Raw genomic sequence first — 17,693 nt, forward strand, 5'->3', positions numbered from 1 at the left:
CGTCGCCTCAGGCCACGCGGTCCGACATCGCGGTGGCCAGCATCAGCGCGGCGACGGCGGGCAGAAAGGCGACCAGTTGCACGAACGACGCAAAATGCATCGAGCTGGCGACCAGGTTACCGATTTCCTGAATAAACATTATCCGAATTCCCTTGGATTTGATTGCGGGCGGAACCAACACGGAATCCCGTCTACACGCAACACAAAAGAACTTGGGGTCTGATAACAGGAAAACGCATAGTAATCTCTAAACGAATAGTCTGATTACTCTTTGAACAGGACCAACTTTATTTTCCCTGCTGAACAAGCGGCCCGGCACGTCCCGCTGATGACCGTTTGGGCGCCGGCTCCCCCGACATGGCGATCGTCGGATAAAGATGGTCAATAAATATGCAATCTGTACATTTATTGACCTTTCGGTGTTTTAACCGAAAATCGTGCCTTGCGTGCCCACGACGTGCTGACGCGCAGCCCGTGCCAGGCCACCAGGCTGTCGCACAGGAAGGTCGCCAGCGCGCCCACGGTGCAGGCCAGCGCCAGCGCGAACATCATCACCAGCCACGACGCCACCGCGGAATCGCGCAGACTGCCCAGAAACAGCACGAAGGCCGCGCCACAGGTCGATGCGCCGCCGACCGCCCCCAGCAGGATCGACGCATCCAGCAGCAGCGTCCGGCGGTGCAGATGCGTCAGGTGCCGGTGCAGATGCAGCCGCTCGGCCCGGTTCGCGGCCGCCTTCAGGGCGTCGGTGGCCTTTTCGATATGGTCCGACACGCGGGCCAGCCGCGTGTTGAACAGGTTCAGCAGCGTCCCGATCCCCGACAGCATGAAGATCGGGGTCAGGGCAGTCTGGATCAGGTGCGCGACGCTGTCGACCGGCTCATCGGGCAGCAATCCGGGAAAAGGGGACAAGGCAGGGTCTTTCCGTGGCGGGTAAAGCCGCATGATGCAATCCTGGCCCCACCCGTCAATGCGCTGCCGGCAGGGTCGAGTTCCCGGTCCGCCACACAGGGCGTTTTCGCCGAACCGGTGTTCGGCGAAAACGCTTTATGTTATTATTTTATCGAGTATCCTCACTCGCTCAAACGATTGCCCGACATGACCCAAGACCCGGCCAGCATGCTGGCGACCTATACCCTGACGCTGTCCTGCCCCAATCGGCCGGGCATCGTGGCGGCCATCGCCACCACGCTCTTCGAGGCCGACGGCAACATCACCGAGGCCCAGCAGTTCGACGACGTCGAAACCGGCCTGTTCTTCATGCGCGTCGTCTTCTCCTGCCGCGCCGACGCCGAACGCACCGAATGGCTGCGCGCCCGGCTGGACGCGGTGGCCGCGCGCTTCCGCATCAGTTGGACATTGCATGACCGCGCCCAGCGCCGCCGGGTCCTGCTGATGGTGTCGAAATTCGACCATTGCCTGGTCGACCTGCTCTATCGCTGGCGCATCGGCGAACTGCCGATGACCCCCACCGCCATCGTCGCGAACCACCCGCGCGACACCTATGCCCATATCGACATGGGCGACATCCCCTTCCATTACCTGCCCGTCGCCCAGGACACCAAGGCCGCGCAGGAAGAACGCCTGTGGTCCCTGGTCCAGCAGACCAATTCCGAACTGGTGGTGCTGGCCCGCTACATGCAGGTCCTGTCCGATTCGCTGTCGGCGCGCCTGTCGGGACAGTGCATCAACATCCACCATTCCTTCCTGCCGGGGTTCAAGGGCGCGCGCCCGTACCACCAGGCCCATGCCAGGGGCGTCAAGCTGATCGGCGCCACCGCCCATTACGTCACCGCCGACCTGGACGAAGGCCCGATCATCGAACAGGACGTCGAACGGGTCAGCCATTTCGACACGCCCGACGACCTAGTGCGCAAGGGCCGCGACATCGAACGCCGCGTGCTGGCCCGCGCCGTGCGCTACCATCTCGATGACCGGGTGATCCTCAACGGCCACAAGACCGTGGTCTTCGGCGACTGACCCCTCGCCGGCAACGTTTCTTTGTCGCACCGACCTGCGCCGTGCCGGATGAAGCCATATTGACTTGGCGCATGGACTTCCTAGTGTCCTGCCCGAGAAATTCTTATGAGAATTTCTCGGATCAGCAGGCCACTAAAATATTGATTCTAGTGTCCTTTCGATTCCAAAATTCGCTTGCGAATTTCGGAATCAGGACACTAGACTCGCGCTCGGTCTTTACCGGCGGCGGTCCGGTCCCGCGGAGGGATCGTTCCGGACCATGACGGTCCAGCGCCGGCGGATCGCGGAGCAGGAATATTGTCTTCACTGGCCGGCTGGGTCCTGACAGATGGCCGCTTATGGCGGCGCTGACCGACACGCCGCGCGCGTCCCGCTCCAGGCCGGACGCCGCGCCGTCGCTCGATCATTTCGTCTGCGTTCTTGATGCGGCCGGCCAGGTCGCCGGTTGGGGCCCCGACGCCGAACGGCTGATGGGCTACAGCGCGTCCGACATGCTCGGCCGCCCGTTCGCCGCGCTGTTTCCCCTCTCGTCGGACGGCGCGCCGTCGCCGGCCGACATCCGGACCACCCTGCTGGCGCGCAAGACCGGCGCGCGCTTCCCTGCCCGGGTGGAAATCCGGCCCCTTTCCGGCATGGTCCCCGGCACGGCGGACGCGCCGTTCTCCTGCGCGCTGGTCTTTGACATGTCCGCGGCATCCGACGGCCTGTCCGATGGGGCGGCACAATCGATCCTGCCGCATGTCTCCGAAGGTGTCGCCCTGTTCGGGGCGGATCGCGGCCTGCATTATTGCAATCCGCGCTTCGCCGAGATCCTCGGCCTGACGGACATGGTGCTCCGGCCCGGGACGCCGCTCGACGCCATCCTGGCCTCGCTCTCCAGCCTCGGCGGCGGCACGCTGCATGGCGGCGCGTCCCCGGGGCAGGCGACTCTGGGCCAGGCGATTCCGGACAAGGCGCCTTTGGACGAGGCGACCGCAAACGACACGTTCCCGCATGACGCCCCGCCGGGGGGAGTGCTTCGGGGCGGTGCCGAAATCCAGCGCCTCGGCCGGGCGGTACGCCTGTCCTGGACCGGGCTTTCCGACGGGCGCGTGATGCTGCACTGCCACGACGTGACCGACCTGCGCCGGGCCGAAAGCCGCGCCCGCTTTCTCGAACATCATGACGACGTCACCGGCCTGGCCAATCTCCAGGGTCTGCAGACGCATCTGCGGACATTGTGCCACACCGAACCCGACGGTTTCGCCATCTTCTATTTCGACCTGTTCGGCTTCAAGCGCATCAACAACACGATGGGCCACGCCGCCGGCGACGACCTGCTGCGCGTCGTCGCCGACCGCGTCCGCCGGGTGATGAACCCGTCCGACATCGCGGCCCATATCCGCGGCAACAAGTTCGCGCTCGTGCTCATCGCGAACCTGTCCGAATCCGCCCTCCTGGACCAGGCCCGGCACCTGCGCCTGGTGCTGTCGCGTCCGATGTCGGTCCTGGGGCACGAGGTCACGGTCGGCGTGGGCATCGGCATCGTCCGCTTCCCCGGCGACGGCACCGATTGCGGTACGCTGATGTGGAACGCCGACATCGCCCTGCAGCACGCCAAGGATCGTTCGGGCGACGGCATCCGCTTCTACGAACCCGCCATGGACCGCCTGCGCCAACAGCGCATGGATCTCGAACGCGACCTGCAGCGCGCGTTGGCGCATCATGAATTCGTGCTGTTCTACCAGCCGGTTCTCAATGTCGACAGCAACCGCATCGTGGGGGTCGAGGCCCTGATCCGCTGGCAGCATCCGACCCGCGGCCTGCTGGCGCCCGGCGCTTTCATCCCGGCGGCCGAAAGCATGGGCCTGATCTACGATATCGGCATCTGGACGCTCGATGCCGCCTGCCGCCAGGCGACCGCCTGGCCCCGGCATATCGTCGTGTCGGTGAATGTCTCGGCCGCCCAGTTCCGCCATGACGGGCTGATCGAAAGCGTGGCCGGCGCGCTGCGCCGCTCGGGGCTCGATGCCTGCAGGCTGGAACTGGAAGTTACCGAAACCGCGATGATCGACGACGTGCCCCGCGCGGCCCGCATCCTGCGCCGCCTGCGCGACATGGGGGTCCAGATCGCGCTCGACGATTTCGGCACCGGCTATTCCTCGCTCAGCTTCCTCAACAGCCTGCCCTTCACCCGCATCAAGATCGACCGCAGCTTCGTGCGCAACCTGGGCGACGGCAGCGGCGACGGGGCGGCGATCGTGCGGGCGATCACCGGCCTGTGCAGCAGCCTGAACGTGATCGCCACCGCCGAAGGCGTGGAAACGCGCGAACAGTTCGATTACCTCAGGCGGGTGAATTGCCCGGAAATCCAGGGCTATTTCATCAGCCGCCCATGCCCGGCCGCCGACATCCAGCCCCTTCTGGACCAGACGGATTAACCTCTTCCTTCATCCTCCATCTTCCGAAAGGAAAAACCCTGGTTTCTTAGAAGACTTTTTGCTCACTCTGCAAAAAGCCCCGAAAACGTCCAAAAGTTTTTTGGTTCTTTTTTTCAAAAAAGAACGGAACTCCCATCCGAACAAGGAGAAAACCCACATGCTGGCCGCATTATTCCTGGCGGTGGTGCTGATCTGGGGCACGACATGGTTCGCCATCCATGTCCAGGTCGGCGCGACCCGGCCGGACGTGGCGATCTTCTGGCGCTTCCTGATCGCGGCGCTGACGATGGGGGCCTGGCTGGCGCTGTCGGGGCGGCTGCGCCGGGTGCCGGCGCGGCTGCATGGCTGGCTGGCCCCGATGGGGGCGTGCATGTTCTCGGGCAATTTCCTGGCGATCTACGATGCCGAAACCCTGCTGTCCAGCGGCATGGTCTCGGTCATCTTCAGCATGGCCACCCTGTTCAACACGCTCAACCAGTGGCTGTTCTTCCGCCGGCGTCCCGACGGGCGCGGCATGACGGGCGGCTGCGTCGCCATCCTGGGCGTCGCCGTCATGACCGGCGTGGGCCAAGGGGGCATGGGCCACGGGGGCGTGGGCCAGGGGGGCATCGATGCGCGCGGGGCTGGGCTCGCGCTGTTCGGCACCTTCCTGTTCTCCTGCGGCAACATGCTGTCGCGCCGCGCGGCGGCGGCGGGGACCGACCTGCCCAACGCGGTGTTTCGCGGCATGCTCTGGGGTTGCCTGTTCCTGGCGGTCCGCCTGCTGGCCACGGGGCACGGCTTTGCGGCCCCGGCCGATGCGGCCTGGATCGCGGCCCTGCTCTATCTCGCCTTGCCGGGGTCGGTGGTCGCGTTCCTGGCCTATCTGCACCTGGTGCACCGCATCGGCGCCGACCGCGCGGCCTATACGACGATCCTCTCCCCCGCCGTCGCCCTCATCATCTCGGTCGTGTGCGAGGGCACGCGCTGGACCGCCAACATGACCCTGGGCATCGCCCTGATCCTGCTGGGCAACCTGGTCACCTTCGCCCGCGCCGACCGGCTGCTCCGGCGCGGCACTGTCTAGGGTCTGTGGGGATTTAACGTGAGTTGATGACACCTGCGGCGAGATATATCATCGCCTCGAAGCTCCGGTCGGTTTTGCAGGCTCGCATGGCGATGCGCTTGAACTCCTTGAGTTTGCAGAAGAAGTTCTCGATCAGGTGACGCCATTTGTATATCTCTTCGTCAATGGCGCGCGGGTTCTTGCGCTGTGACCGTTGTGAGATGACGACTTTCGCTCCTCGCTGGTCGAGTTCTTCGATGATCCAGTTGGCATCAAAGGCCTTGTCGCCCAGCAGGGCTTCGAAGTTGATGCCATCGATCAAAGGGGCGACGCCGATCGTGTCGTAGCGGTTCCCCGGTAGCAGTTTGAAGCGAACAAGGTTGCCCAAGGCATCGGTCAGGGCCAGGATCTTGGTCGTTATCCCGCCTTTGGAACGACCAATGGCCTGGCTCTGAGTCCCCCTTTTGCGCCTTGGCCGTGCCGGTGGACCTTGACGATAGTGGCATCAACCATGGCGTATTCCATGTCGGGGTCTCCCGACAAGGCATCAAAAATCCGCTTGAAAACATCGGCTTCGCGCCAATCACGAAACCGACGGAATGCCGTATTCCAGTTGCCGAATGTGGCAGGAAGGTCCCGCCATGGGCTGCCTGTTCGGACAATCCAAAGAACCGCCTCAATGAATAGCCGGTTGTCGCGGCCACTGCGTCCGGGATCAGACAGCTTACCCAGGCAATGCGGTTCTATCTTCGCCCATTGGGCATCGGTCAGTACTAAGCGATCCATCCAGAGGGTGAATCACATCTCCGCTAAAATGGGAATCCCAAATCCCCACAGACCCTAGAACGGATCGCGATCGGGTGGACGCATATCGATCCGCTCGAACATTGGACCGCCGGAAAGACAGGCCGGGCTCTGCCCGGGCCCGGCAGGGGGTCGCAGACCCCGGCACCTCCAAGCGGCTGGTCCTTTTCTGGACGCCGTGACCCGTCAGTTGCTGGCGATATGACCTTTAATGGAAGGTCTCTCGATCCTGGCGCGTATGGAAAACGTCAGTGATGAAAAGGGCTTCCCGGGTCACTTCATAGCGAATTTCGTAATCATCCACGATGAATCGTCTGACCTCGCGCGGAGCGAATCCAGGAAGGAGCGCCCCCATGCGGGGAAACTGCATCAGCACGTCCGGCGCAGCCGCCAGCCGCCGCATCACGCGCGCGGCGGCGTCCGGATGCTCAAAATCTGCGGTCAGCGTCTGAAGATCGGATACGGCCTTGGCTGTCCATTGGTATTTCACTGCCCTGGTTTCGGCAGCGGCAGAGGGGTCTCCTTGTCGAGACCGTCAGCCCATGCCTTGACGGCTTCGGCGCTGACCAGCCGGCCGGCATCCACGTCGGCCAGGGCCCTGCGTGTTGCCCTGTCCTTTTCTGCCTCATAGGCAAGGTAGGACGCTACGGCCTCCCGCATGACCCATGACCGGGGTCGTTCGATGGATTCCCCATAGCGATCCATTGCGTCCACCAGATCAGTGGGCATTTGCACGCTGACCACCTGCTTTCCCGCTGAAGGCTTGTCGCTCATGCCACCCTCTTAGTTGGCGTTCATAACGAATATTAAGGGATGGCCTGACCCGTCTTCAAGCGCGATCGTTCGGCCGGCCGGTCACCCGATCGCGTGAAGATGCTCCACTCTACAGGCTCACGCCCATCCGCTGGCTGAACCACACCATCGCCAGATACAGCCCGACCGTCAGGCCGCAGCCGGCGCCCAGCGACAGGGCGAAGGACACGCCGTGGCGCATCATCCATGGAATCAGCAGGAACATCGGCAGGGACGGAATGACATACCAGAAGGTCGCGCCGACATGCGCCTCCATCCGCGCCGGGTCATGCGTCTCCAGCCACAGCCAGATCATGCCGAACACGGAAATCAGCGGCAGGGACGCCACCAGCGCCCCCAGCCCAGGATAACGCCGCGCGATCGTCGAGACCGCCGCGATCAGAATCCCGGACATCACCGCCTTCAGAACGAAGAACATCACGGCCTTTTCCACCCTCGCACCGCATGCCGCCGCCTTGCCGTCGACGGCGGCGCCGCGCGGGCTGGTCAGGGCCTGCTATGCCCAGCGCCAGCCCTCGATCTCGGGCATGTCGCGGCCATATTCGGCGATATAGCGCTCATGATCGACCAGCTTGTCGCGGATCGCCTGCTTGGCATAGGCCGCCCTGGTTGCCAAGCCCGGCACGCGGTCGATGACGTTGGACACCAGGTGGAACCGGTCCAGCCGGTTGCGCACCACCATGTCGAACGGCGTGGTCGTCGATCCTTCCTCGCGAAAGCCGTGGACATGGAAATTGCGGGCATTCGCGCGCCGGTAGATCAGCTTGTGAATCAGTTGCGGATAACCATGGAAGGCGAAGACCACCGGCCTGTCCGGCGTGAACAGCGCGTCGAAGGCGGAATCCGACAGCCCGTGCGGGTGCTGGCCGTCCGATTCCAGGGTCATCAGGTCCACGACATTGACCACCCGCACCTTCAGGTCCGGCGCGTGCTCCCGCAGCAGCTTGACGGCGGCCAGCGTCTCCAGGGTCGGCACGTCCCCGGCACAGGCCATCACCACGTCGGGCACGCTGCCCTTGTCGTTGCTGGCCCATTCCCAGATGCCGATCCCCGCGCTGCAATGGCGGATCGCCTCCTCCATGCTCAGCCATTGCGGCTCGGGCTGCTTGCCGGCCACGATGACGTTGATGCGGTCCCAGCTCTGCAGGCAATGCGCCGCGGTGCACAGCAGCGTATTGGCATCGGGCGGCAGATAGACCCGCACGATGTCCGCCTTCTTGTTGATGACATGGTCGATGAAGCCAGGGTCCTGGTGGCTGAACCCGTTATGGTCCTGCCGCCAGACATGCGACGTCAGCAGATAGTTCAGCGATGCGATCGCGCGGCGCCACGGCACCTCCTTGGCCGATTTCAGCCATTTCGCATGCTGGTTCACCATCGAATCGACGATGTGGATGAACGCCTCGTAGCACGACATGAACCCATGGCGCCCGGTCAGCAGATAGCCTTCCAGCCAGCCCTGGCAGGTATGCTCGCTCAGGATCTCCATCACATGCCCGTCCGGGGCCAGATGGTCGTCGTAGTCGTACCGCTCGGCGTTCCAGGCGCGGCCGGTCGCGTCCAGCACCGCGTTCAGCCGGTTGGAATTGTTCTCGTCCGGCGACAGCACGCGGAAATTCCGTGCCGGCAGGTTCTCGCGCATCACGTCGCGCAACCAGTCGCCCAGTACGCGCGTGGCCTCGCCGACATCCCCGCCCGGCACCGTCACCGGCACGGCATAGCGGGTGATGTCCGGCAGTTTCAGCGGGCGCTTCAACTGCCCGCCATTGGCGTGCGGGTTGGCGCTCATCCGCCGCTCGCCGACGGGTGCCAGCGCCGCGATGTCGGCGAACAGCCGGCCGTTCTCGTCGAACAGTTCCTCGGGCCGGTAACCGCGCAGCCAGCGCTCCAGCGCCTCCAGGTGCCCGGGCTTGGTCAGGTCCGAAAACGGCACCTGGTGCGACCGCCAATACCCCTCGGTGCGCAGCCCGTCGATCTCCTTGGGCCCGGTCCAGCCCTTGGGGCTGCGCAGCACGATCATCGGCCAGGCCGGGCGCTCGGTCCGGCCCTGCTGGCGCGCCGCCTTCTGGATGGCGGCGATCCGGTCGAACGCCAGGTCCATCGCCGCCGCCATCTTCTGGTGCATCGGCGCGGGCTCGTGCCCCTCGACGAAGATCGGCGCATAGCCATAGCCGCGCAGCAGCGCATCCAGCTCCTCGTGCGGAATGCGCGCCAGCACGGTCGGGTTGGCGATCTTGTAGCCGTTCAGGTGCAGGATCGGCAGCACCGCGCCGTCGGTCCGCGGGTCCAGGAACTTGTTGCCGTGCCACGACGTCGCCAGCGGCCCCGTCTCGGCCTCGCCGTCGCCGATCACGCAGGCGACGACCAGGTCCGGATTGTCGAACGCCGCGCCATAGGCATGCGACAGGGAATAGCCTAGCTCCCCCCCTTCATGGATCGAGCCGGGCGTGGTCGCCGCCGCATGGCTGGGAATCCCCCCGGGGAAGGAAAACTGCTTCAGCAGCCGCCCCAGCCCCGCCAGGTCCTGCGACACTTCGGGGAAATATTCGCTGTACGTACCTTCCAGATAGGTGCTGGCCACCACGCCGGGCGCGCCATGGCCGGGCCCGGCGATGAACAGCACGCTTCTGTCGCGCTGGCGGATGATCCGGTTCAGGTGCAGATACAGGAAATTCAGCCCCGGCGTGGTGCCCCAATGGCCCAGCAGGCGCGGCTTGGTATGGTCCAGCGTCAGCGGCTCGCGCAGCAGCGGATTGGCCAGCAGATAGATCTGCCCGACCGACAGATAGTTCGCCGCCCGCCACCAGCGGTCGAACAGCGCGATCTCCGCCGCCGACAGGGGACCGCCCGTCCCCGTCTCGCTCGCCTTCGCGTCACGCATCGTTGTCTCACTCATCATCGTTCCTTTCGAAACTAGGCCTTTCGGCAATGGGCCTTTCGGCATCGGGCCCTTCGAAACCGGGCCTTTGGAAACCAGGGGCAGGGGCCTCGTCCGCCCCGTGGCCGGACACCCCGCCCAGGCAATCCGCGACATCGCGACGGATCACGCTTTCCTCGTCGGTGGGGATGACGCGCACCTCGACCGCGCTGTCCGGGCTGCTGATCAGCGGGGCGTGCGCCGCGTTGGCCGCGCCGTCCAGCCGCAGCCCCAGCCAGCCCAGGCGCGCGCAGGCGGCGGCCCGGATCGCGGCGTCGTGCTCGCCGATCCCGGCGGTGAAGACCAGCCCGTCCACCCCGCCCAGCGATGCCGCCATGGCGCCGACCTGCTGCGTCAGCCGGTAGACGAACAGCGCCAGCGCCTGCGCCGCCCGCCCGTCGGATCCGGCCCGCGCATGCAGGTCGCGCATGTCGGCGGACAGGTCGGATACGCCCAGCAGCCCGGCCCGCCGGTACAGCACATCCTCGATCCCGGCGGCGTCCAGCCCCTCGGCGCGCATCATGTACAGCAATACGCCGGGGTCGATCTGGCCGCAGCGCGTGCCCATCACCAGCCCGTCCAGCACCGAAAACCCCATCGTGGTCTCGACGCTGCGTCCCGCCGCCAGCGCGCACAGGCTGGCTCCGTTGCCCAGATGCGCGACCACCGTCCGCCCCGCCGCCAGCCGGGGCGACAGGTCCGGCAGACGGCCGGCGATATAGTCATAGGACAGGCCATGAAACCCGTAGCGCCGCACCCCGCCTTCCTCATAGCGGCGCGGCAGCGCCAGGCGCCGCGCCGTCTCGGGCATGGTGTGGTGGAACGCGGTATCGAAACAGGCCACCTGCGGCAGGTCCGGCCGCAGCGCGCCCAGCGCGCGGATCGGCCCCAGGCTGGCGGGCTGGTGCAGCGGATCGAACGGGGTCAGCGCCTCCAGCCGCGCCATGACCTCCGGCGTGACCCGCACCGGCGCGATGAAATCCGCGCCGCCATGCACCACCCGGTGCCCTACCCCCAGCAGCGGGACATCCCCCAGATGTCCCCCCACCCAGTCGATCAGGGTGGATACCGGCCCGTGATGCGGGTCGTCCCCCGCGCCGGCCGCGTCCCAGCGCCGCTCGGCCAGCACGCGCCCATCGGCGCCCACGGCCCGGAACTGCGGATGGGCACCGCCCAGTCCCTCCACCGCGCCATGCGCGACACGGTCCGCTGCCGACGCGCCCTCCTGCCGGAACAGCGCGAACTTGACGCTGGACGAACCGGCATTGAGCGCAAGGATCGCCGTCGCCATGAAAGACCGCCCTCCGCTGTCCGCGATAACCACGACAACGTAGTGCTCCGGCACAAGGACAGGCATTGACGCGCATCAAAGCTGCGCGACATTTCCGCCGACGGGGCGGGCATATCCCACGACACCGCCCCCAACCAGACCAAAGGCAGAGGGCCTTATTTATCAACGAATTGGGGTCAAGGGGTCCGCGCCCCCTTGCGGGTCGAGGGCAGCGCCCTCGTCCCAGGGCGCGTGATAAAGCCTCTCAGCCTACCCGGCGGGCGCGAAAAGCGTGCCCAGCACCCGGCGCGCCGCCGCCCGGGCCCGCGCGGCGTCGCGGCCCAGCGCGATCAGCGCGGGAATCTGCGCCGGCCGGCGCAGCACGCTGGCCAGGATTCCCCCCAGCCCGATCCCGCCATCGGGCCTCAGCGCCAGTACCGCCGCCGGCGGCAGGGTGCGCCCGGCCGGATCGCAGACGACCCGCAGCACGGTGAAGGGCACGCCGGCCGCCACCGCCCCCGCGGCGACGAAGCCGCTTTCCATGTCCAGCCCGGCACAGCCTGTACGGCGGAAACATGCTCCCTTGCGCCCGGCGGTGACGATGACCGCGTCGCTATGCAGCAGATCGTCCGTCACGATGTCCGGCCGCCCGCCGCCCAACCAGGCGACCAGGCCCGGATCGGCGGCCAGCCTCCGCCCGTCGGGCAGGCGCACATGCGCCGGCACCAGCACCGCCCCGGGCCGCAGCACCGGGTCCAGCCCCGCCGCCAGCCCGAAGGACAGCAGCGCCTCCGCCCCCCCGCGCAGCAGCGCATCCACCGCCGCGCGCGCGCCGTCCGCCGTCGCGCCGCTGATGCCGACCGCAGCTTCGGGGGCCACGGCGCGGATCAGCGCCGCCTCGGCCTCCATCCCCACCACGACGCCCAGCCGGCCGGGACAGGCCAACGGTCAGAACCCGTACGCCACCTGGCGCGTGTTGCTCGACGCCAGGTTGCGATAGCGCGCCAGCGCCAGCAGCGGAAAGAACTGACGATAGCCGTGATAGCGCAAATAGAATACCTTGGGAAAACCGACCGCGTTGTACGGGTCCTCGTCCCATTCTCCGTCCGGCTTCTGCGTCCGGGTCAGATAGGCCATGCCCCGCGCCACCGCCGGATCGTCGCGCAGGCCGGCCGCCATCAACCCCAGCACCGCCCAGGCGGTCTGCGACGGCAGGCTCTCGGTATAGCGGCCGGGCGCCGCACCTTCGTACGACGCGCAATCCTCGCCCCAGCCGCCATCCTCGCGTTGCACGGCGCGCAGCCAGTCGACCGCGCGTCGCACCGACGGATCGTCCCGCGACACGCCGGCGGCGTTATAGGCGCACAGCACCGACCAGGTACCATAGATGTAGTTGGTCCCCCACCGGCCGAACCAGCACCCTTCCGGCTCCTGGTCCGACCGCAGGAAGGCAAGGCCGCGCTCGATCACCGGCCGGTCCTCGGCGTGGCCAAGCTGCGCCAGGAACGAAATGCACCGCGCGGTCACGTCGGCGGTCGGCGGGTCCAGCAGCGCCCCATGGTCGGCGAAGGGAATGTGGTTCAGGAAATCCATATTGTTGTCGATATCGAACGCGCCCCAGCCGCCATTGCTGCTCTGCATGCCGATGATCCACAGCCGCGCGCGCGCGATCGCCTCTTCGCTGGCCGGGTCGCCCTCGCGATGCAGCAGCATGCCGACCACCGCCGTGTCGTCGACGTCGGGGTAGTGATCGTTGCGGTATTGGAAGGCCCAGCCCCCCGGCGGCACGTCCGGGCAGTTGATCGCCCAGTCGCCCTTCACGTCCAGGATCTGCCGGTCGCGCAGCCAGGCGGCGGCGGCGGCCAGCGTCCGCTTCGTCTCGGCGGGGCGGACGCCCTGGGGACCCGACGCGGCCTCGATCATCGCATGGCCGGCCAGCCCGGTATCCCAGATCGGCGAAACGCAGGGCTGGCAATAGGCCTCGTCCCCATGCTCCACCAGCAGCCCGCGTACCGACTCCCACGCGGTGGCCGCGCGCGGGTCGCTGTCGGGCACGCCCAGCGCGCGGTACATCATCACCGTATTGGCCATGGCGGGATAGATCGCCCCCAGCCCGTCCACGCCGTTCAGGCGCGGCTCGATGAAATCCACCGCCGCCGCGATCGCGCGGCGCCGGGTCTTCTCCGGGATCATCCGCTCGGCCGGACGCAGCACCTTGTCCACATATTTGAACACCCGCCCCAGCGGCGAGCGGTACGGCCCGCGGATCCAGTCGCGGATGCGCTCCGGCGGGGTGACGAACAATTCGGGCACGTGCACGCCGCGCGGATTGACCGCCCGCGGCCGCAGCGCCGCCAGCACCAGCAGCGGCGCGACCACGGTGCGCGACCAGTACGACATGTTCCAGACCGAAAACAGCGCCTTGCGCGGCAGCAGCATCAGCTCGACCGGCATCGCCGGGGTGGCATGCCACGGCACCTCGCCGAACAGCGCCAGTTGGAAGCGGGTAAAGACGTTGCTGCGCTCGGCCCCGCCATGGTCCAGGATGGCGGCGCGGGCGCGGGCCATGTGTGGCGCGTCGATATCGTCGCCGATCGCCTTCAGCGCGAAATACGCCTTCACCGACGCCGAAATGTCGAACCTGCCGCCGTGATAGAGCGGCCAGCCGCCATGCGCGCCCTGGATGCGGCGCAGATAGACACCGATCCGCGCCTGCAGCGCCGGGTCGATCCGGTCCAGGTAATGTTCCAGCAGCACATATTCCGCCGGGATGGTCGCGTCGGCCTCCAGCTCGAACACCCAGTGCCCGTCCGCGTTCTGGCGGCGGCCTAGCGCGCCGTGCGCCGCCTCGACCGCCCGATCGATCGCCGCCATCGGCGCGTCCATCGGCACGGCCGTACCAGCATCGGCACTGGCATCGGCACGGGCATCGGCATCGAGTAAGGTGTCGAGCATCTCGGTCGCGTTCGCCATCATTCCCTGTTCCCCGCCGCCTGCGGGACCTGTTCCGAGCTAAGATCCTGGATATTGGGCCAATTACCTGCGCGCGCGCAACGCCTGCGCGGCCGTGGCCCCCGACCTCATGGCACCTTCGATCGTCGCGGGCAATCCCGTCGCCGTCCAGTCCCCGGCCAGGAACAGGTTGTCCAGCGCCGTCCGCGCGCCAGGACGCAGCCGCTCCTGCGCCGGCGTGGCGGCAAAGGTCGCGCGCCGCTCGCGCACCACGCGCATGCGCGGCATGGCGGCCGGCAGCGGGGCGGCCAGGGCGGGGTCCAGCGCGGCGCGCACCTCGTGCCAGATTCGCGCCGCCAGCGCGTCCGGCTCGGCGTCGGCATACCGATTGGCCGCGCTGACCGTGACCGACAGCACGTCGCCCTTCACGAACACCCATTCGGCCACGCCGCCCACCACGCCGATGAACCGCGCCCGCCCCAGCGTGCCCAGCGCCGCCGGCGCCGCCGGCAGGCGGAAATGCACGTTCAGGATGCTCTCGAAGGCGTCCGGCACCGTCAGTCCCGGCAGGATGCCGGACAGCAGGCCGGCGGCCACCGGCGGCGGCACGGCCAGGATCGCCGCGTCGTCCGGGCCCAGCGCCACGTCGCCCTCGGGCAGGCGCAGCGCGACCACGCGCCCGCCTTCCGCCCGCACGGCGGACACCCGGCACCCGGTGCGGATGTCCGCCTTCAGCAGGGTCAGGTGATCGATCGCCGGATCGACGAAACTCTCCGACAGCCCCTCGGCCGGAAAACGCGGCAGGCAGGCCGCCCCGCCTTTGGCCAGGCTCTCGCGGATCACCGCGCCCAGCAGGGCGGCGCTGCCGGTCGCGCACGGCGTGTTCAGCGCCGACACGGCGAACGGTTCCAGCAGCCGCGCCGACAGCATGCCGGGCAGCAGGCAGTCCGCCACGGTCTTCTCTCCCGCCGCCTTCGCCGCTTCGGTCAGCCGGCCCAGCGACCGGATCTCGCCCAGCCGCATCCCCGGCACCCGGCGCCGGCGTGACAGCAGCCAGAACGGCACCCGCCCGCGCGACAGGTCCAGCGTCCAGCGCGTGCCGTCCCGCAGGTCGACGAAAGGAAAGATCGGCCGCGCCGGCCCCACCAGGCTGCGCTCCGCGCCGATCAACCCCAGATAGCGGAAGACCGCGTCATTGGCCGACAGCAGCAGATGGTTGCCATTGTCGATCCGGCAATCCAGGTGCCGGTCGTAATAGGACCGCGCCCGCCCGCCGCAGGCCGGCCCGGCCTCGTAGAGCGTCACCCGCACGCCGCTGCCGGCCAGCTCCACCGCGGCCGACAGGCCCGCCAGCCCGCCGCCGACGATATGGACATGCCCCGCCATGCGCCTAGCCGACCAGGGCGCGCGCGGCGATCATCAATTTGCGCGGCCGTGACAGCGACACCCGCCGTTCCGGCGTGCGCCAGCCCTGCTTTTCCTGCGCCGTCAGCAGCGCGGCATAGGTCGCGCCCATCAGGCGGGCCGGGCGCATCGCCACGCGGTCGCAGCGCGCCATCGCGCGATAGGCGGCGCGGAAATGGTCGCGCGCCCGTCCGGCCAGCACGCGGCCCACCCCCTCCAGCCCCCGGGCGCGCAGCACGCGGGCCGGGTTGGCCGGCACGTCGAACCGCTCCAGCAATTCGCGCGGCAGGTACAGCCGGCCCAGCGCCGCATCCTCGGCCACGTCGCGCAAAATATTGGTGATCTGCAACGCCCGGCCCAGGTGAAAGGCCACGCGGTCGGCCGCCTCGGACGAATCGCCGAACACCCGCACCGACAGCCGCCCGACCGCCGACGCCACCCGGTCGCAATACAGGTCGAAGGTCGCTTCGTCCGGCGCCACCACCGGCCCCGCCGCATCCATCAGCATGCCGTCGATCACCGCCTCGAAATCCGCCTGGCGCAGGCCGAACCGCGCGATCACCACCGCCAGCACCCGGTCCAGCGCATCCGCCGTCCGCCCCGCGTACAGCCCGGCCACCCGCGTCTGCCATTCCGCCAGCCGTGCGGCCTTGCCGTCCAGCTCGCCCGCCTCGTCGGCAATGTCGTCGACCACCCGGCAGAAGGCATAGACCGCATACATCCCATAGCGCCGGTCCGGCGGCAGGATGCGCATCCCCTTGCCGAACGACGTCCCCGACGCGGCCACGACGGCCTCGATCGCCGCCAGGTCGGCCGCATCGCAGCCCAACGGCGGTGCGTCCGTGGTGCGTCCCCGCGTCAATGCCATGCCCGCCTTCCCGTTTCCGTCATCGATCCCATCCAACGGTTCTCTAGTGTCCTGCCCGAGAAATTCTTATGAGAATTTCTCGGACCAGCAGGCCACTAAAATATTGATTCTAGTGTCCTTTCGATTCCAAAATTCGCTTGCGAATTTCGGAATCAGGACACTAGGGCCAATCCGCGCCGATGACAAAAACGCCCCGCCCTCACGGCAGCACCCGCAGCGCGCCCAGCACCGCGCCCGCCACGTCGCCGCGCGTCAGCTTGACGCGCCCGGCCAGCGGGTCCTCGCGCCGCAGCCGCGCCGCCAGGCGGCGGGCCAGCCCGACGATCACCGCGCTCTCCAGCCGCATCCGCCGGTCGCGCACCAGCGAAGGCAACCGCGCCGCCTCGGCATTCAGCTCGTCCACCCGGTCCAGCAGCGCATCGAACACCCGGCGCAACCTCGGCGATGCGCGACACGCTCCCAGATCCTCCAGCACCGCCCCCTCGCGCGCCAGCCACGGCAACGGCAGGTAGCAACGATCCAGCACCCGCAGGTCTGACGCGCAATCCTGCAGATGGTTCAGCACCTGCAGCGACGTGCACAGCGCGTCCGACAGGGGCAGGCTCGCCGCATCCTCGCCATGCAGCAGCAGCAGGAACCGCCCGACCGGATTGGCCGAATAGCGGCAATACGCGACCAGCTCCTCCCAGGATTCGTAGCGGCTCTTCACCGCGTCGCGGCGAAAGGCGACGATCAGGTCCGTGGCGGTCGTCACCGGCACCCCGGTCGCCGCCAGCGTGCGGCCGACGCGCACGGCGGTCTGGGCGTCGCGCCGCAACGGCGCCTGGCGGCGGCCCAGCACCACGTCCTCCATGGCGTCCAGCCGCGCGATCTTGGCTTCGGCCGACAGCCGGTCGGTATCGACGATGTCGTCGATCACCCGGGCGAAATCGTAATAGGCATGCACATGCGGGCGCAGCCGCCGGCTGATCAGCAGCGAACCGACGGGAAAATTCTCGTCCCCCGCCCCTTTGCCCGACGACACGTCCTCGGTCCCCCAGACGGACGCGTCCTCGCGCGCCGCCTCACCATGCCGGGGGCCGTCCTTGGGTCCACCCTCCGGTCGCGGAGCGTCCGCGTCCCGTTTCTTCCGTTTCTGGGTTTTCGTGGCGCGTCTGGTCATGGAACGTCCGGTCATCTGCGGCGGGTCTGGAGCGGTGTCTGGAGTAGTGTTTGGGGCG

Annotated in this window: 16 protein-coding genes; 3 read left to right on the forward strand and 13 right to left on the reverse strand. The window is 67.6% G+C overall.

Going from position 1 to position 17,693, the window contains the following annotated elements; all coding sequences use genetic code 11:
* Positions 1-7 precede the first annotated feature (7 nt).
* Complete coding sequence (locus QN315_RS11370) at positions 8-139, reverse strand: hypothetical protein (protein WP_281362735.1); 132 nt, start codon at positions 137-139, stop codon at positions 8-10.
* A gap of 266 nt (positions 140-405) precedes the next feature.
* Positions 406-912 (reverse strand): DUF2721 domain-containing protein, encoded by a 507-nt coding sequence (locus QN315_RS11375; protein ID WP_246285419.1) that lies wholly within the window; start codon positions 910-912, stop codon positions 406-408.
* Positions 913-1,098: 186 nt separating this feature from the next.
* On the opposite strand from QN315_RS11375, the gene purU reads away from it, so the two are divergent.
* The 3 genes from purU to QN315_RS11390 all read left to right on the forward strand — a co-directional run bounded on the left by purU (position 1,099) and on the right by QN315_RS11390 (position 5,466).
* Positions 1,099-1,980, forward strand: a complete 882-nt coding sequence (gene purU, locus QN315_RS11380) for a formyltetrahydrofolate deformylase (protein WP_323989382.1) — start codon at positions 1,099-1,101, stop codon at positions 1,978-1,980.
* 338 nt (positions 1,981-2,318) lie between these two features.
* Complete coding sequence (locus tag QN315_RS11385; protein ID WP_323989383.1) at positions 2,319-4,400, forward strand: EAL domain-containing protein; 2,082 nt, start codon at positions 2,319-2,321, stop codon at positions 4,398-4,400.
* Between the two features lie 157 nt (positions 4,401-4,557).
* Positions 4,558-5,466: a DMT family transporter gene (locus QN315_RS11390; RefSeq protein ID WP_323989384.1), complete on the forward strand. Its 909-nt coding sequence runs from the start codon at positions 4,558-4,560 to the stop codon at positions 5,464-5,466.
* Between the two features lie 13 nt (positions 5,467-5,479).
* Here QN315_RS11390 and QN315_RS11395 read toward each other — a convergent pair.
* The 11 genes from QN315_RS11395 to hpnC all read right to left on the reverse strand — a co-directional run bounded on the left by QN315_RS11395 (position 5,480) and on the right by hpnC (position 17,635).
* A protein-coding gene (locus QN315_RS11395) for an IS5 family transposase (RefSeq protein WP_176641871.1) occupies positions 5,480-6,231 on the reverse strand; the annotation gives its coding sequence in 2 pieces (ribosomal slippage) (positions 5,480-5,901 and positions 5,901-6,231; 753 coding nt in all).
* Between the two features lie 226 nt (positions 6,232-6,457).
* Entirely contained in the window at positions 6,458-6,739 is a 282-nt protein-coding gene (locus QN315_RS11400; RefSeq protein ID WP_323989385.1) for a type II toxin-antitoxin system RelE/ParE family toxin, read from the reverse strand.
* A complete protein-coding gene (locus QN315_RS11405; RefSeq protein WP_323989386.1) occupies positions 6,736-7,023 on the reverse strand; it encodes a ribbon-helix-helix protein, CopG family in 288 nt (95 codons plus the stop codon). Before QN315_RS11405 ends, QN315_RS11400 begins: the two co-directional genes overlap by 4 nt.
* A gap of 109 nt (positions 7,024-7,132) precedes the next feature.
* Positions 7,133-7,480 carry a DUF3147 family protein gene (locus QN315_RS11410; protein ID WP_323993420.1) on the reverse strand — a complete coding sequence of 116 codons (348 nt, stop codon included), beginning with the start codon at positions 7,478-7,480 and terminating at the stop codon, positions 7,133-7,135.
* Between the two features lie 78 nt (positions 7,481-7,558).
* The gene (locus QN315_RS11415; RefSeq protein ID WP_323989387.1) at positions 7,559-9,958 is read right to left on the reverse strand and encodes a phosphoketolase family protein; all 2,400 of its coding nucleotides are present in this window, start codon (positions 9,956-9,958) and stop codon (positions 7,559-7,561) included.
* Positions 9,951-11,270: an acetate/propionate family kinase gene (locus tag QN315_RS11420; protein WP_323989388.1), complete on the reverse strand. Its 1,320-nt coding sequence runs from the start codon at positions 11,268-11,270 to the stop codon at positions 9,951-9,953. The genes QN315_RS11415 and QN315_RS11420 overlap by 8 nt, the downstream gene beginning before the upstream one ends.
* Before the next feature lie 249 nt (positions 11,271-11,519).
* Complete coding sequence (locus tag QN315_RS11425; RefSeq protein ID WP_323993423.1) at positions 11,520-12,158, reverse strand: hypothetical protein; 639 nt, start codon at positions 12,156-12,158, stop codon at positions 11,520-11,522.
* Between the two features lie 39 nt (positions 12,159-12,197).
* The gene (gene shc, locus QN315_RS11430) at positions 12,198-14,135 is read right to left on the reverse strand and encodes a squalene--hopene cyclase (protein WP_323993426.1); all 1,938 of its coding nucleotides are present in this window, start codon (positions 14,133-14,135) and stop codon (positions 12,198-12,200) included.
* Positions 14,136-14,285: 150 nt separating this feature from the next.
* Positions 14,286-15,587, reverse strand: coding sequence for a hydroxysqualene dehydroxylase HpnE (gene hpnE, locus QN315_RS11435; RefSeq protein ID WP_323989389.1), 1,302 nt, complete (start codon positions 15,585-15,587; stop codon positions 14,286-14,288).
* A 4-nt stretch (positions 15,588-15,591) separates the two neighbouring features.
* On the reverse strand, positions 15,592-16,473 hold the full coding sequence (hpnD, locus tag QN315_RS11440; protein WP_323989390.1) for a presqualene diphosphate synthase HpnD: 882 nt from the start codon (positions 16,471-16,473) through the stop codon (positions 15,592-15,594).
* Positions 16,474-16,672: 199 nt separating this feature from the next.
* Positions 16,673-17,635 carry a squalene synthase HpnC gene (gene hpnC / locus QN315_RS11445; RefSeq protein WP_323989391.1) on the reverse strand — a complete coding sequence of 321 codons (963 nt, stop codon included), beginning with the start codon at positions 17,633-17,635 and terminating at the stop codon, positions 16,673-16,675.
* Between the last annotated feature and the right edge of the window lie 58 nt (positions 17,636-17,693).

The sequence above is a fragment of the Nguyenibacter sp. L1 genome (genome assembly GCF_035199985.1).
Taxonomy (GTDB): Bacteria; Pseudomonadota; Alphaproteobacteria; order Acetobacterales; family Acetobacteraceae; genus Gluconacetobacter; species Gluconacetobacter vanlangensis.